Source organism: Sorangium sp. So ce367 (assembly GCF_051520455.1).
GTDB lineage: Bacteria > Myxococcota_A > Polyangia > Polyangiales > Polyangiaceae > Sorangium > Sorangium cellulosum_B.
Genome location: NZ_CP150334.1, coordinates 4,600,781 through 4,615,810 on the forward strand (window position 1 = coordinate 4,600,781; position 15,030 = coordinate 4,615,810).

Annotated in this window: 10 protein-coding genes, 1 tRNA gene and 1 pseudogene; 5 read left to right on the plus strand and 7 right to left on the minus strand. The window is 70.7% G+C overall.

The features are described from left to right. Positions 1-69: 69 nt before the first annotated feature. Together WME97_RS17520 and WME97_RS17525 are read right to left on the minus strand one after the other, a co-directional pair. A complete protein-coding gene (locus WME97_RS17520) occupies positions 70-1,668 on the minus strand; it encodes a L,D-transpeptidase (protein WP_437553096.1) in 1,599 nt (532 codons plus the stop codon). Positions 1,669-2,264: 596 nt separating this feature from the next. Beyond that, the gene (locus tag WME97_RS17525) at positions 2,265-3,020 is read right to left on the minus strand and encodes a S1 RNA-binding domain-containing protein (RefSeq protein WP_437553098.1); all 756 of its coding nucleotides are present in this window, start codon (positions 3,018-3,020) and stop codon (positions 2,265-2,267) included. A gap of 265 nt (positions 3,021-3,285) precedes the next feature. On the opposite strand from WME97_RS17525, the gene WME97_RS17530 reads away from it, so the two are divergent. Then, positions 3,286-3,358 (plus strand) — tRNA-Lys (locus WME97_RS17530). A gap of 1,045 nt (positions 3,359-4,403) precedes the next feature. Next, a pseudogene (locus tag WME97_RS17535) lies at positions 4,404-4,565 on the plus strand (DUF6531 domain-containing protein); the annotation flags it as partial. On the opposite strand, the gene WME97_RS17540 reads toward WME97_RS17535, so the two are convergent. Continuing rightward, on the minus strand, positions 4,511-4,897 hold the full coding sequence (locus WME97_RS17540) for a hypothetical protein (protein ID WP_437555712.1): 387 nt from the start codon (positions 4,895-4,897) through the stop codon (positions 4,511-4,513). The pseudogene WME97_RS17535 and the gene WME97_RS17540 overlap by 55 nt on opposite strands. A gap of 239 nt (positions 4,898-5,136) precedes the next feature. Between WME97_RS17540 and WME97_RS17545 the strand changes: the two genes are divergently transcribed. From WME97_RS17545 to WME97_RS17555, 3 genes are all read left to right on the plus strand, one after another. Further along, positions 5,137-8,118, plus strand: coding sequence for an RHS repeat-associated core domain-containing protein (locus tag WME97_RS17545; protein ID WP_437553100.1), 2,982 nt, complete (start codon positions 5,137-5,139; stop codon positions 8,116-8,118). After that, complete coding sequence (locus WME97_RS17550) at positions 8,115-10,886, plus strand: hypothetical protein (protein WP_437553102.1); 2,772 nt, start codon at positions 8,115-8,117, stop codon at positions 10,884-10,886. The genes WME97_RS17545 and WME97_RS17550 overlap by 4 nt, the downstream gene beginning before the upstream one ends. 138 nt (positions 10,887-11,024) lie before the next feature. Further along, the gene (locus WME97_RS17555) at positions 11,025-11,210 is read left to right on the plus strand and encodes a hypothetical protein (protein WP_437553104.1); all 186 of its coding nucleotides are present in this window, start codon (positions 11,025-11,027) and stop codon (positions 11,208-11,210) included. A gap of 213 nt (positions 11,211-11,423) precedes the next feature. Here the strand turns inward: WME97_RS17555 and WME97_RS17560 are convergent, their stop codons facing one another. The 4 genes from WME97_RS17560 to WME97_RS17575 form a co-directional block, all read right to left on the minus strand. Then, positions 11,424-12,470, minus strand: coding sequence for a cytochrome-c peroxidase (locus WME97_RS17560; RefSeq protein ID WP_437553106.1), 1,047 nt, complete (start codon positions 12,468-12,470; stop codon positions 11,424-11,426). After that, positions 12,467-13,456 carry an MbnP family protein gene (locus WME97_RS17565; RefSeq protein WP_437553108.1) on the minus strand — a complete coding sequence of 330 codons (990 nt, stop codon included), beginning with the start codon at positions 13,454-13,456 and terminating at the stop codon, positions 12,467-12,469. Before WME97_RS17565 ends, WME97_RS17560 begins: the two co-directional genes overlap by 4 nt. Positions 13,457-13,585: 129 nt before the next feature. Then, complete coding sequence (locus WME97_RS17570; RefSeq protein ID WP_437553110.1) at positions 13,586-14,479, minus strand: dihydrodipicolinate synthase family protein; 894 nt, start codon at positions 14,477-14,479, stop codon at positions 13,586-13,588. After that, the gene (locus tag WME97_RS17575; protein WP_437553112.1) at positions 14,476-14,973 is read right to left on the minus strand and encodes a cupin domain-containing protein; all 498 of its coding nucleotides are present in this window, start codon (positions 14,971-14,973) and stop codon (positions 14,476-14,478) included. Before WME97_RS17575 ends, WME97_RS17570 begins: the two co-directional genes overlap by 4 nt. Between the last annotated feature and the right edge of the window lie 57 nt (positions 14,974-15,030).

A 15,030-nucleotide genomic window follows, 5' to 3' on the forward strand; every position in this document is an offset into this window, starting at 1 on the left:
TGCACGGAGCCGTCAGCCGTGCACGGAGCCGTCAGCCGTGCACGGAGCCGTCAGCCGTGCACGGAGCCGTCAGCCGTGCACATAGACGAGCGTACCGCCGCCCTCGATGTTCATCGCTCCGTGCCACTCGGGCGGGACGGCGGGTTCGGTCCACTCGAAGAGCCAGGCCGCATCGGCAGGGGCCAGGTTGATGCAGCCGTGGCTGCGCGCCTTGCCGAACTCGTCGTGCCAGTACGCTCCATGCAGCGCGTAACCCCCGTGGAAGTACTGGGTGTACGGCACGTCACGCAGGTCGAACGCCGCCTCGGACGCCTCGTCATCGCCGTCCATCGTGGTCGAGACGTGCTTCGCGTGGATGTAGAACGAGCCACGGACGGTGGCGTCGGTCTCCTCGGGATCGGCCATGCCGCTGCGACCGCTGGAGATGAGCGCCGCGAACACGGGGCGCGTGCCCTCGTAAGCGACGAGCATCTGGCGGCGGATCGAGATGTCGATCCACTTCTTGCCGTCGCGCGCGAACCCCTGAGGGTCCTTGCGCAGCTCGGCGATGACGAGGTGGTCGGCGGCGAGCCATGAGCCCTCGGTGGTCTCGAGCAGCCCCTTGGCGCCGCCACGCGTGCGGCCGGTGAGCACCCAGCCCGAGCGGTGCGGCGCGAGGCCCGCGTCGACGAGCGCGCGGCCCGACGCGGACGGGCGCTGCCGCATGGTGCCGTGGACGCGGACGAAGGCAGGGGCGCCCTTCAAGGCGGGATCGGGGCGGGGATCGGTGCCGGGCGGCGGGGGAGGCAGTTCGTCGGCAGGCAGCTCGGCGATGGAGAAGCTCGCGGTGTCGGCCGGTGGAGCGGCGGCGGGCGTCGGGGCGGCCGAGGACGTGGGGGATGCCGACGACGCTGCGGCGGCCGCCGATGCCGTGTCGGAGGCGCTTGCGGGGACCTCGGCGCCCTCGGCGTCGAGATCCTTGATGATCACGCCGCGCATCGCGCTGAGGCGCGCGGGGCGGGTGCGATCGAGCGGGATGAGATCGAGCTCGGTCGTGAGGCCGAAGCGGCGGTTGGTCCACTCGAAGGTCGTGATCAGGCCGAAGGCGGAGCTCTCCTTGGTGCGGCCCGTATGCACCGAGTAGTGGAGCTTCTCCTCGGCGCCGTACGGCTTGGGGAGATCCCGGCCGGCGAGGAGGAACTCCGGCACGGGATCGAGCGGCAACGACGAGGGCGCGACAGCGGCGCGGGCGAGGTGGACGCCGAGCGTGGACCCCTCGACGCGGCGCTGATCCTCGACGGTCGGGAGCCGGAAGTAGAGGTGCGGCGGGGGCGAGCCCGACATGGCGTAGTAGTAAGGCACCGGCGCACCACGGCGCGGGCCGCGCACGGCGGCGGCGACCACCTGGTGCTCGAGCGCGAGCGAGGCGCCCTTGCCCACGCAGACGTAACCGCGCGGCGCGATCCGGTACCAGCCGCCGGCACATCCGCCGGTGCCCGCAGGGAGCTCGGCCCGATCGACGACCGCGCCGGCGCGCAGGTAACCGAGCTTCGTCGAGCGCTCGTCGGGAGCGACGTAGATCCAGGTGCGCATCGCGATGCTGGCGATCTTCGCGCCCCGGCCCGGGAGCGTGGACTCCTTCGAGGAGGGTGATGCGGCCGCCGGTGACGCGAGCGACGCAGGGGACACGGCGTCCGGCGCGGCGGATCCAGGAGAGGGGGCCAGCGCTTCGGGCGAGGGGAGACCCGGGGCCGCGAGGGCGGCTCCGGTGGCGGACGGGGCGGGCGCGCGAGCAGCGCCGGAGCGGTGATCGTCGGTGGCCCTGCCGGGCGGATCCTGGGACGGAGCGCAGGCCGTGGCCGAAAGGACGAGCGGGGAGGGACTGGCGAAGGCGACGGCGATGGCGAGAGCGCGAGCGCGGAGCAGGGCGCCGGAGAGCGAGCGGGAGGGCGCCGTGGCGCGAGAGCCGACGCGGGGGCGAGCGCGCGTGCGCGGAGAGCGCTGCGGTGCGGGCAGCGACGCGGGGGCGGAGGCTCGAGCGAGAGAAGGCATCGACGCGAAGGCGGAGGCAGGGAGACCCAGGCCCGAGGTGCGAAGGCGCGCGGGGCCAGCGAACCAGCGGGCGACGAGGAGCCGAAGCTGGAGCCGCAAGGGCTGAGCGGGCGAGGTGTATGCTGAACCGAGGGGGAGACGCAATCTCCTGCCGGCGGCTTGGGGACGGGGAGGGAGAGGAGGGAGAGGGAGACGGGAGGGAGAGCTGGAGACGGGACGAGGGGGAAGAAGCGCTAGCGCTTGACCTTCTTCGCGAGCAGGTCACCCAGCGTGCCGAAGTTGCGAGGCGCAGGCTTCGCCCCCTTGTCGTTGCCGCCGCCGGAGCGCTCGCCCTTCGCGTACGACTCGAACTGGCCGCGCTCCTCGTCGACGCGGAGCGCGGAGATCGAGAGGCGGATCTTGCCGGACTCGTCCACGTTGAGGATCTTCGCCTCGACGTCCTGCCCCACCGTGAAGTGCTTCTTCAGGTCGGCGGAGCGAGGCGTCGCCGTCTCGGCCGTCGGGACGAGGCCGCGGCCCGAGCGGCCCGAGGTGCCCGCGATCTGGACGAAGACGCCGTAACGCTCGATGCCCGTCACCTTGCCCTTGACCCGCGCTCCCTCGACGAGCAGCGGCGCGCCGCCCGCGGCAGGCGCAGAGACCGCGAGCGACGTCCCGCCGTCGCCGTCGTCGCTCGCGCGCACGACGACCGGCGTGAGGCGCACCTGGCCGGTGCCCGAGTCGACGCCGGCGACCACGGCCGAGATGCGCGAGCCGACCGCAACGCGGAGCTTGCCGTCACCGTCGGCGAGCGCGACGCGCTCGAACATGCCCTCCTGCTTGCCGCCAAGATCCGCGAAGACCGCCTCGCGAGCGATCGCGACCACGGTCACCTCGACGGTCTCCCCCGTGTGGTACTGGCGGCGGCGCTGCTTGCCAGCTCCTTCGGACTGCTCGAAGAGCGAAGCGAACGATTCCTTGGAGGCGGCGGAAGGGCGTGACGACGACATGGCGCGACCTCATAGCGCGAGGCGAGGGCGCGAGGAAGGCGGCGGTGAGCGGGAAGCGAGGGGAGAGGCGGGAGGGAGAGGGAGGGAGGGGCCGCAGCAGGGGCAGGGGCCGAAGCAGGGGCAGGGGCCGAAGTGGGAGGAGAGGGAAACGGGGGAGGGGGACGGGACGGGGGAGAGGACGGGGCCGGCGGAGTGCAGGGAGGCGGCGGGAACGGAAAGGTGGAACCTGGCAGGGGCTTCTGCTAGCTTCCGCGGCCGCTGAATCGGGTCGATAGCTCAGTCGGTAGAGCTGCGGACTTTTAATCCGTAGGTCCAGGGTTCGAGTCCCTGTCGACCCACTGAATGATTCCGAGAGGTTAGACGCGAAACCTCAGGTGGAATCGAGGCGGAGGTGGGCAGCGGCGCTGCCCACCCGGGCGTCTGGCGGACGGCGCCCTTGATGGCCGTCTCGCTCAGGTGCGCGTAGCGGTGCGTCAAGGCGATCGACGTGTGGCTGAGGTGCTCGCGGACCTCCTCGAGCGTCCAGCGACGGCCCCAGCCTGCGGCCGGCGAGCTGATACGCGTGGGCCCGCTCCTCGCGCGCGAGCGGCCGGCATGAGCCGACGCCCGAGGCGAGGCGAGCCGAGCGGCACGCTCGCGCGCGACGATCCGCGGTGCGCGCTACGTCGGGACGTCCTCCAGGAAGTCGCCGTCGGTGCGTTCGCCTTCTCGCTCTCGGGCGCGCGCTCGCTGACGAGATGGTACGCGAACAAGGATGCGAGTTCACTGCCCCTTTCGGGCTGCTGCTCGGCCGCGTCGTCCCCGTGCGGCTGTGCGTGGGCTGCTCTGGTCATCGACGCACCAAGCGCACGTGATGTCTCGTCAACCTGACCGAGCTCTGAAGTAGGACGCGAAGAGGCCGTGGTACCCGTCTCGGCAGGTGATGGCGGTGTCCTCGTTCCCATCACGGCGAGACGCTATCGAGTCGACAGGAAATGGTCGCCAGCCCCGATCGTCGTCTTGAACTTCATGGGTATCCTCCTCGTCGATGCGCATTGCCCCGGGCTGCGAGCGTGTGGGTGCACCCGGGGCCAGGCGGTGTACGTTCGTCTGGATCACACGGCAGCAAGACCGCACGACACCCGGGAGAAGACCATGGCCCGCACTGCGCCTGTACCGAACATCCCCGCCATCCCTGGAATGAACCCGGGCGTCTTCATCATGGGAGGGGGCGGGGCCGGTGGCGGGGGCGGGGGCGCTGGAGGAAACGGCTCTGGAGGTAAACAGGGCGGCAATGGCTCCAACGGCGGCAAGGACGCCAGCGGCGGCGGAAAGTCCGGGTGTGGCAGCGCCGGCGGCGACGGCGCCGGCTGCCCGAATCACCATGGCGGCAAGAAATCGGGAATGGCTGCGAAGGGCGACCCGGTCGACGTGGTGACGGGCCGGGTGTTCACGATTCCCGCCGTCGACCTCGAGCTTCCGGGACCGCTGCCGCTCTCGATCGTGCGGTCCTACACCACCGCGGCGTTCGAGCGCGACGTCGGGCTGGGGTTCGGGTGGAGCCACTCGCTGGCGTGGGAGATCGAGGTGCGGCAGCGCATCCTCCGCGTCTGGAGCGACGATGGGCCGGTCGATCTCGACACGATGCCCGTGGGCGCCGGCGCGGCGGGCCCCCACGGATGGGTCCTCGCACGGGAGGAGCGCGGCTTCGTCCTCGATACCGGCGATGGCCGCTGGTACGTGTTCGCCGAAGCGGCCGGGAAGCGGTTCCGGCTCACCGCGATCAAGGACCGATACAACAACGAGATCAGGCTCTCGTACCGCGAGGGCGTGCTCGCCGAGATCACCGACAGCGTCGGCCGGATCGTCCGGGTCCGGCGGGCGCTCGACGGGCGCATCGGCGCGTTCGAGATCAAGAACGCGCGGGAGCGCGGTGTCTGGGTGCCTCTCTCGCAGTACAGCTACGATGCGGCCGGGGATCTCACGTCCGCGACCGACGCTGACGGCTACACGACGCGCTACACGTACCAGGAACACCTCCTCACCTCCCATACGAGCCCTACCGGGCTCACGTTCTCATTCCGCTACGACGATCGGCGCCGCTGCGTCGAGACGTGGGGCGCTTACGACGATGGGCGTGACCGCAGCCTGGCGGAGGACGTGCCGACGCACCTGGCCGACGGGAAGACCGTCGCCAGAGGCATCTATTCACTGCAAGCTGGAGTTCGGAGAGGATGGATACGTCGAAGTCGCGGACTCCATCACGGTTCATCGCTACTTCGGGAACCGCTTCGGCAAGCTCGACAAGGCCGTGAGCGCCGGGGCCGTGTTCAGCCGGACGTACGACGAGCACGGGCACCTCCGGACGTTCGTCGATCCGGTCGGCGCCATGACCGTCTGGCAGCGGGATCGCCTGGGCCGCGAGCTCTCCATCACCGATCCGCTCGGTCGAATGACGAAGATCGAGCGCGAACCCGACGGGCACATCCGCCGAGCGATCGATCCGGCGGGCGGCGTCACCGAGATCGGGCGGACGCCCGACGGGCTCATCTGGACCGACCCCCTCGGGGCGGTGTTCCAGGTGCGCCAGGACGCGCACGGGCGGCTTATCGAGACGGTGGCGCCGAACGGCGGCCGCACGACGTACCGCTATGACGATCTCGGGAACATGGTCGAGAAGATCGACGCGCTCGGGGGCAAGACGCAGCTGGCCTATGACTACTGGGGCCGGTGCCGCTCGATCCGGGATACGAGCGGCGCGGTGCTGTCGTACACCTATGACAACCGCGGCAACCTCACCGGCGTCTACCGGCCCGACGGCGGGACGACCCGCTACGAATACGACGGCATGGGGGACTGCACCGCGGTCCTCCAGCCGAACCAGCAGGTGACCCGGTTCGTGCGAGGCGGCTTCCACAAGCTCTGCGAGGTGCACAAGCCGAACGGAGAGAGCACATGGTTCCGGTACAACCGTGAGGGGCGCCTCGTCGAGATCCAGAACGCGCTCGGGGAGCGCCACAGGCTCGAGCTCAACACCGCGGGGATGGTGACCAGCGAGCGTGGGTTCGACGGGCGCGTGTCTCGATACAAATACGATTACAATGGCCGGGTCATCTCCTTCCAGAACGCGGCGGGCGAGAGGACGGAGTACACGTACGACCTCGCCGGGCAGCTCGTCGCGCGCACCTTCGAGGACGGCAGCGTCGAGAGGTTCACGTACGACGACCGCGGCGACGTGATCGCCGCCGAGAGCCCCGCCGGTTCGTTCACGTATGAGCGCAACGCCGTCGGCTGGGTCGTGTCCGAGACCCAGAGCGTGGGAGGCGAGGCCGCGACCGTCCGGCGCACCTTCGATCTCATGGGTGATGTCGTCGAACGCACCACGTCGTTCGGTCACTCCGCCAGGTGGATTCGCAACGTCGGCGGGCTCGCGGAGAGGGTGATCCTCGACGGAAGAGACGAGGTCCGGATCGCTTACGACGCCGCGGGGCGTGAGGTCTGCCGCGCGCTCCCGCGAGGCGGCCGGATCGAGAGCGCGTGGGACCTGATGGATCGCCTCGTCGAGCGGCGCGTCTGCTCGCCGTCGAGCCGCGTGCACGTCGGGCCGAACCAACCGGAATGGGTGGGCCCGGCCCCGGCGTCGGTGACGGTGCACCAGGCGTACCGATACTCGCCTGCGTCGGAGCTCGTCGAGGCGTGGGACCAGGCGTACGGCACGCGCCGCTTCGAGTACGACCCTGCGAGCCAGATCCTGGCGAACGTCCCGGAGCACGAGCGCGCCGAGCTCTTTCGCTATGACGCCTGCGGGAACGTGTTCGACGTCGCCGCTGGCAAGAACGATCGCTCGTACGGTCCTGGCAATCGCTTGCTCAGGAAGGGAGACACCGAGCTCCTCTGGGACGACGACGCGCGTCTCAAGGAGACGCGGGCCAGGACCTCCGCCGGAGCGCTCGAGGTCACCCAATACACCTGGGACGCGCGTGGGCTCTTGCAGTCGGTCGAGCGCGCCGACGGCACCTTCGTGGAGTTCTCGTACGATCCGGACGCCCGGCGCGTGGCCAAGCGGGTCTCCCGGCGACTCTCGACCGGCGAGCTGCGGCCGGAGAGCGCGACGAGGTTCGTCTGGGATGGCGCCGAGCTCGTGCACGAGATCCGACAGGTCACGGGCGACGCGGCTGCCCACGCCGTGCCAACCGTGGATGCGCGCACCTACGTCTTCGAGGCTGGCGCGCCGTGGGCGCAGCGCGCCGGGGAGGGCGAGTGGTATCATTACCTGAACGACGAGATCGGTACGCCGGAGCGACTCGTCGGCCCCGACGGCGCCGTCGCGTGCGAGCTGCGGCGGAGCGCCTGGGGAAAGGTCGAGCCCGCGCGCGACGTGCTGGTGCCGGTGTCGACGCCGATCCGCTTTCGCGGGCAGTACTGGGACGACGAGATCGGCCTCTGCTACAACCGCAACCGCTATTACGATCCCGAGGCGGGTCGCTATATCAGCGCGGATCCGATCGGGATCCTCGGCGGTCTCAATGGATTCGCCTACGCGGAGAACCAGCCGACGCGGCTCGTCGATCCGGACGGGCTCATGGCCAAGGCCGGGACCGAGATCCAGACCGCCGGCGGCAAGACGCACCGCGGGTCGAGCGCGTTCGGGGGGCCGCTCGACCCCGCGCTCCAGACCGCTGTCGACAATGCCCACAAGAAGTTCGACGAGGGCCAGGTGGCAGGGCCGAAGCCGTCGAGCGCCGGGCAGTGCGCCGAGATCGAGGCGCTGAACAACCTGGCGAAAGACATCCGGCAGGACCGCCAGAAGAACGGTAAGACATTGAAAGACCCCGCGGCCGAAGACACCGAGATCAGGAAGGAGATGCAGAAACAGGTGAAGGAGGGCAAGATGACGACCAAGACGGACAAGGATGGTCTGCTCATGGATCCGTGCAAGTTCTGCGCGCAGGTCATGCGTGAGCTCGGCCTTCACTCGGCGAACAACGGGGGCACTGGCAAGAAGAACGGTGTCATCGGCTCGGACGGCAAGGCGTGGAACGGCAATGTCTGGCACAAGGGACGCTCTATGCCGTTCAGGACCGCTCCCTCGAGCACGCCGCCCTTCGCAGGGACATGAGCACTCCTTCGCGAGCACCGGATGCGCCGGCCGCGGGCCCGGCGGCGGCGGAGCGCGGCGTCCTCGCCTTCTGGCGCGAGGTCGAGCGCTACCGCAGCGCCCCCCTCGGCGGGGAGGCGCGCGCTGGTGCTGTGGCGGGCCTCGAAGCGTGGCTGGAGCATGGCGGTGCGCGCGCGGCGCTGCTCGGACCGAGCGGGCGCGGCAAGTCGATGCTGCTGGGCGCGTGGGCGCTGGAGCTGGCCCGCGCGGGCCGGCACGAGATCGCGTTCGTCCCCGTGAGCCGCCGGTTCGGTACGGCGCTGGAGTCCACGGCGCTGAGCCTCCTTTATGCGCGCGTGGCTCTGTTCCTCAGGTCGCGGTGGCGCACCGGCAAACGGCCGCACGGGGTCGAGGAGATGCGGCGCGTCCTCGCGACCATGCTCGAGGAGGGCCGCCCGCCCGGAAGCAGGCCGCTCGTCGTCATTCTCGACGGGTTCGACGAGGGCGTCGACTGGACCCTCGATGCAGCGCAGCGATTCCTGCGAGGCCTCGGCCCCGGCGTGCGCGCGGTGCTGTCGGCGCGCTCGAGCGAGGCGCTCGGAGGGCTCCGGGAGGGGACGGAGCTGGTCGCGCTGCCGCCGATCGAGGTCGACGAGGTCGCGAAGGCGATCGGGCGGAGGCTTGGCGAGCTGCCGGCCAGCGTGAAGAACGACGTCGCACGGGTGAGCGGCGGGGAGCCGCTGCTCGTGGAGGCGCTGATCGAGGTACTCGCGCGGGATGCCGCGGCCGTGGGAACGGCGCTCGCGAACGCTCCCGCCGGAGCTCCGGGGGTTCTGGATCTCTGCGTCGGCGGCATGATCCGCTCCGTATTGCCATGGCTTGCAGGCGCGCTCGCGCCGATCGAGGTGGAGGAGCTCCTCGCGATCTCGACGGTGAACGGCGGCGCCTGGAACGAGCTGAGCGGACCGCTGGTCGCCGCCGGAGAGTCGGGCCTCGCGCTCCGTCACCCGGCCTGGGCGGAGGCTGTTGAGGAGCGGCTTGCGCCGCAGCAGCGCGCGGCGGTCGATCGCCGGTTCGTCGACCACGGGAAGCGCGCGTTCGCGTCGGGCACGGTCTCTGACTACGTATGCCGGAACTGGCGCGCTCACCTGGAGCGGGTCGGCGCGAGCCTCGCAGACCGGCTCGACCTGGTCTCGAGGGCGTGGCTCGACGTGTGGAGGACACGCCCGGATGGCTCGTCCGGGTTCATCGCCGACGTGGACGCGACGGCGGCGTGCGCGGCGAGCCTTCTGGTCGATGCAGCTGCCGGAGGCGATGTCGTGGCGGTGCTGGCCGCGCGGGTCCGCTGCCTGCTTGTGACGAGCTCAGTGCGGAGGATCCTTGGCTTCGAGGAGACGCGGCGCGCGCTGGCTGCGCAGGCCGCGCAGGACGACGAGGAGGAAGAGGAAGGGGCCCAGGGAGGCGAGGGCTCCGCCGGACCCGACATCGAGATGCCGCGTGTGGGCGAGGACATCCTCGAGGCTGGACGGCCGATCGCCGACGCCGCGGAGCGCGCCGGTGCCCTGATCCGGCTGGCGAACGAGCTGCCCGACGCCGAGTGCGCCGTCGTGCTCGGCTGGGCGCTCGAGGCCGCCAGGGAGGAGCACGCCGGCGGGGCCGCGCTCGCCGCCGTGGCGCGCGCGCTCGACGGGCAGGCGCGCGTGACGGCGGCGCGCGAGGCGGCGGCGCGGCTCGCTCGCGAGCGGACCGGGGAGAGCCGGAGCGCGCGCGTGTCCCTGGCGGCGCTGCTGCCCGAGGCCGAGGCGCTCGACCTCGGTCGCGACGCATTCGCCGAGGTCCCGGCCGACGCGAGGAGCGACGAGCTGCCGGGGCTCTCGAAGGCCGCCGCGCAATGGTCTCCCGCGGCGGTGCGCGGGCTCTGGGCATGGTCCGAGGCGCTGCCCCCCTCGGATCGGCACCTGGTCCTAGCGCACCTCGCGTCGGGCCTGCCCGCGGAGGAGCGGGAAGCGGGCGCGTCGGAGGCGCTGGGGCTCGCGCTGTCGCTGCTCGCGGGCGACGCGCTTCCGCCGGACGCGTGCTGGAGCATCTGCGCGCTCGCGTCGCACGCGCCTGCCGGCGCCGCGTCCGCGCTGGTCCAGGCGTGCGCGGCTGCGGCCGGCCTCCACCTCCCGGTGGTGAAGGCCGTCGCCGCGCGCCTCTGCGATCTGGGGCGCGTGGAGGATGCGCTCGCGCTGGTGGACACGCTGCCCCAGCCGTCGGACCGGATCGAGGCGCGATCCGCGCTGCTCGCGCACCTGCCCGCCGCGGTCCGCGAGGCCGCCTGGGCCCAGCTGTCGGGCGATCTGCGGGCGAGCGACGGCGCGAGATTGCTCTTCGCGCGGAACGCCGCTGCGTGGACCCGGGCTCTCGGGGCGGATGCGGTCCTCGACCTGTCACGCGAGATCGGCGCCCCGTGGTCAGACCTGGTCGCGATCGCCGTGGTCTCGCCGGACGACGCGCCGGCGATTGCGCGCGATCTGGTCGAGCGCGCTCTGGAGCAGCCGAGCGACGAGGACGAGGCGCTCTTCGCGCTGATCCCGCTGGCCGCCTCGATGACCGAGCCGCACGCGCGCCGCGTCTGCCAGAGACTCCTGAACGAGCTCGGCTGGAAGCCGCGGCCCGATCTCCTCGACGACTGGACGAAGGACGACCTGGGGCACCTGGCGCCGTTGTTTGCCCGCGTCGCTGGACCGCAGGGCGTCGTCGCGGTGGCCCGGGAGATCGTCGACGTTTGCCGGTGGCTGCCCTGAGCGTCCGCGTGGAGATGTCGCGCGCCGAGCCCTTCAGTCTCATCTCCGTGGCGTATTCGCAGCTGCCACCGGGCCACAGTCGCTGACAGGCATTGAGGGCACTCGTCCCGACGCCGCGTGAGTAGCGAACAAGCCGCCATGGATGACAGCCGGCGCAACGAGGCTGCAGCCTCGAGGGCGCTCACGATTCGATGGGAAGATCTGCGCGACGTGCTCTATGAAGTCGAGGCTTCGACGCATCCATCGCCGCAATCTACGCGTCGTCGGGCCGGCCTTCCCGAGAAGCTCCTCGGCAACACGGGTCAATTGCCCGAGCCCGGGTGAGCTGCCCGCCTGCCGCAGCCAGCGGACCTCCTCGAGGGCCAAGTCGACCTCCTCGGAGCGATGGCAGCCTCGGATCTGGAGCGCCTCGCGCTACATCGGGCGGCGATGACCGTGATCATCGAGATGATGGATCGGGTCGACGACTCCCTCGCCGATGAGCGCGGTGTTCGCGGCGAGCGAGCAGCGCGTGTACCTCGCGCTCGCCCTTGCCGCTCACGGAAGGTACCGCGGATCGTCGAGGAAGGCGGCATCGGTCAGCGACCGCAGGAACGCCACCAGATCGGCCTTCTCGTCCGGAGAGAGCCCCAGCTCATCGATCTGCGGATCGGTGGAGGAATGGCCCAGCCCGCCGCGATCGTAATGGTCGACAACCTCCTCCAGCGTCGCCAGCGATCCGTCGTGCATATAGGGGGCGCTCGCCGCGATGTTCCGCAAACCGGGCACCTTGAACTTGCCAAGGTCTCCCGTGCGCCCGGTGATCACTTGCCGCCCGACGTCGCCGCCGTCGAGGTAGGTGCCGTTGTTGAAGAAGCCTTCGTTGGTGAGCATTCCGGACGGGTGGCAATGGAAGCAGCCAGCTGGCTCGCTCAGGAACAGCGCCTCGCCGCGGCGCTCGGCGTCTCCAAAGCTCGTGTCGTCCCCGCGCCGGTGCCGGTCGTAAGGGCTGTCGGCGCTGACGATCGAACGGACGAAGCTGGCCAGGGCATGGCGCAAGGACTCCTCCCCAGGAGGCCCGCCATAGGCATCCTTGAACGCCTTCACGTAGACGTCATCGCCGGCGACACGAGCGACGGCCTCGGCGAGCGGTAGATCCATCTCGTCGGGGTTCTCGATGGGCTTCCCCACCTGCTCTTCCAGGGTGGCCGCGCGGCCATCCCAGAAGAAGCTCTCGCCCCAGGCCAGGTTCACCAGCGCGGGCGCGTTCCGCTGTCCCAGACGGCCGTCGACCCCCCGGGAGACGGGGTCCGGATCGGCGAAGGCGTGCTCCTGGCGGTGGCAGCTTCCGCACGCTACCTCGCCGGTGCGAGAGAGGCGCTTGTCGAAAAAGAGCCTCTTGCCGAGCTGGGCCCTCGCCTCGGTGAGCGCGTTGTCGGCCGGCGCTCTGGCCGCCGCGGTGCGCGCTGGAAACCCGGCGGGGATGGCGTCCGTGACGAGCGGCGGCAGAGGTCCAGGGGCCGCCGGACCGTCGTCGCCGCATCCGCCCGCAAGGAGCAGCGCCGCCAGGCCGATGGCCCCGCCACGGTTGAAGCCCGGCGTCACGGACCGAAGGTGAACACCGTCAGATCGGGGAGGCCGCGCCGCAGGCGCTCACCCGCGAGGAGCTCGTCTCCCACGGGCCCGGGCGGCGCGACGAACCCGGTCAAATCGATGTCCGCCGTGGCGCCCCCGAAGACCTCGTCCATGACGACCCGGACGACCTTGCCCGTCGAGCCGCTCGCGGGCACGGACAGCGCGCCTCGTACCTCGACCCTGGGGGCGAGATCCTCGGCCAGGTTGCCTCCCATGTGGACCGCCGGCGGAACCGCAGCCGTCTCTCCGTCCGGATCATCGGAACCACCCTCACCCTCGGCCGGCGGAGCCACGCTGCCCTCGTAGCGCAGGAAGAGGTAACCGCTGTGCGGCCACGTCATCTGGGAGGCTTCCGACAGAGGCGCGACGTTCGCTTCGGGCCGAGAGGTGCTGCAGGCCTTGTGCAAGCCCCAGACGAAGCTGACGCCTTCATAGCTGCCAGCCGGAGCGCGCAGCCGGAGCGCGGCCGAGCCCGTCTCCTCGGCGTTGTAGAAGTGGACCCCGTAAGGGGTGGCGGCGCCGTCCGGGCCGACGATATCGACGGGCACGAGGTCGCCGTCCTCTCCGATCAGCGCCGCGTGTGAGACGTAGAAGCGAACGTTGAGCGGCGTGACCGTGCTGCCGTCCGGCGCGACGTTCGGCTCGCCGAACAGGAACGGCGCGCCGCCGAGGACGAGCTCGAACGCGAGCTCGACGATGGCGCCCTCGGTCCTGATGGACGCCGGCTGCTCTGCGCAACCGGTCGGCCAGGTGCCCTCGGCCTGGCCGCCGGCGCCGCCCGCGCCGCCCGCGCCGCTGGTGTCGGCCTGGCCGCCCGCTCCACCGGACCCGTCGGGCTGGCTGCCGCCCGCCCCGCCGGTCCCGGACGCCACTTGCTGCTGGTTCGGAGACGTGCCGCAAGCGGTCGCGGCGACCAACAGCAACCCGATCCACCGGAACAAGCCAGGAGATTTCATCGTGGGATCGAGTGTACGCGAGGACGCACCCCACCGGAACAGATGACGCATCGCCGGGATCTTGCTGGGTGAGACGCGATCAAGGCGCGAGCGGTGGCGTGACGAGCGGTAGCAAAGATTCCGGACGGCTCACGCGGATGGCAGTACGGCGAGATCGACCAGGATCCGCCGGAGCTCCTCCACCCGCGCCTTCTCGAGGGGCTGCAGCGGGGCCCGGAGCGGCCCGACGCGTGTGCCCATCAGCTCGAGGGCCGCCGAGATGGCCCGCGGCAGGCCATGCGCGACGATGAACTGAAGGAACGGCAGCTGGCGATAGAAAGAGCGCCGAGCGGCCTCGAGATCACCACGGGTCACCGCGTCATAGAGCTCGACGGTGAGGCGCGGGATGATGTGCGGGGCAGCCGTGCACCAGCCGCGAGCCCCGGCCACGAAGGCGGCGAGCGCGAGCGGATTGCTTCCGTTGTAGAAGGCAACCTGGTCGCCGCAGAGCTGCACGAGCCGGTGCATCCGGTTCACGTCCCCGGTGCTCTCCTTGACCATCGTGACGTTCGGGATCTGCAGCAACCGGGCGATCACGTCCGGGCTCAGGTCGAGGCCGCCCGTCGCCGGGTTGTTGTACACGGCGATGGGGACGGAGATGGCCTTCGCGACGGCCTCGAAGTGCGCCACGATCTCCTTGTCCGAGAGCTTCCAGTAGCTCATCGGGAGGATCATCACCGCGGCGGCGCCAGCCCTCTCCGCGTACCTCGCGTGGTGCACCGTCCGCTCCGTTGTGAGGCTCGAGACGCCGACCAGCGTCGGGACCCGGCCCGCCACGCGCCTCACGACGATGTCGGTGACGGCCTCGCGCTCCGCGTCCGAGAGGTACGGCAACACCCCGGTGCTGCCCAGCGGGGCTATCGCATGAACGCCCGCGGCGAGCATGTCGTCGACGATGCGGCCGAGGAGCTGTTCGTCGACGCGTCCAGCCTCCGTGAACGGCGTGATGGGGTAGGCGATGATTCCACGGAGAGGCGATGTCATCGCACGCCTCCTTCCCCCTCGTGATCCCGGTCGAAGAGCTGATCTCCCCGGTCGGGCACCTCTTCGCGCAGCGCGACCCCTCCCATGTTCTGCAGCATCGGCGCGTTCTCGCAGGCGAGGTAGCGGGCCCGACCCTTTCCGGTGTTGACGTGGTTGTGCCAGGCCCAGACAGGGACGTAGATCGCGTCCCCCTGCTTCCAGTCGACACGCCTCCCGCCCACGTACGAGTAGCCCTCTCCCTCCAGGACGTAGAGGATGGTCTCGTACGTGTGCCGATGCCGGTTCGAGGATTGCCCCGGATCGAGCCATCCGATGGTCATGCTGATCGCGTGCGACGGGAGGTCCACGAAGAAGACTGGATGCTTCCGCGCCTTCGAATACTCACCGTGACGCCCGGCGGACTCGACCGCGGGGTGCGCGAGCCTCTCTGGCATCACCACGCGAGGCCGCGGCGGCGTCTTGTCGAAGTCTGCTGAATGGAATCGTTCGCTCATGTCGGCTCCCTGTCAGCGCAAAAGGCATCTTGCGCAGGAGAGTGGATAGCGCGAAGC

What these genes read in the sequence shown, in the direction of transcription:
- WME97_RS17525 (WP_437553098.1), bottom strand. Translation starts at nt 3,020, where the DNA reads ATGTCGTCGTCACGCCCTTCCGCCGCCTCCAAGGAATCGTTCGCTTCG.
- WME97_RS17540 (WP_437555712.1), bottom strand. Translation starts at nt 4,897, where the DNA reads ATGCGCCCGTCGAGCGCCCGCCGGACCCGGACGATCCGGCCGACGCTG.
- WME97_RS17550 (WP_437553102.1), top strand. Translation starts at nt 8,115, where the DNA reads ATGAGCACTCCTTCGCGAGCACCGGATGCGCCGGCCGCGGGCCCGGCG.
- WME97_RS17555 (WP_437553104.1), top strand. Translation starts at nt 11,025, where the DNA reads ATGGATGACAGCCGGCGCAACGAGGCTGCAGCCTCGAGGGCGCTCACG.
- WME97_RS17565 (WP_437553108.1), bottom strand. Translation starts at nt 13,456, where the DNA reads ATGAAATCTCCTGGCTTGTTCCGGTGGATCGGGTTGCTGTTGGTCGCC.
- WME97_RS17570 (WP_437553110.1), bottom strand. Translation starts at nt 14,479, where the DNA reads ATGACATCGCCTCTCCGTGGAATCATCGCCTACCCCATCACGCCGTTC.
- WME97_RS17575 (WP_437553112.1), bottom strand. Translation starts at nt 14,973, where the DNA reads ATGAGCGAACGATTCCATTCAGCAGACTTCGACAAGACGCCGCCGCGG.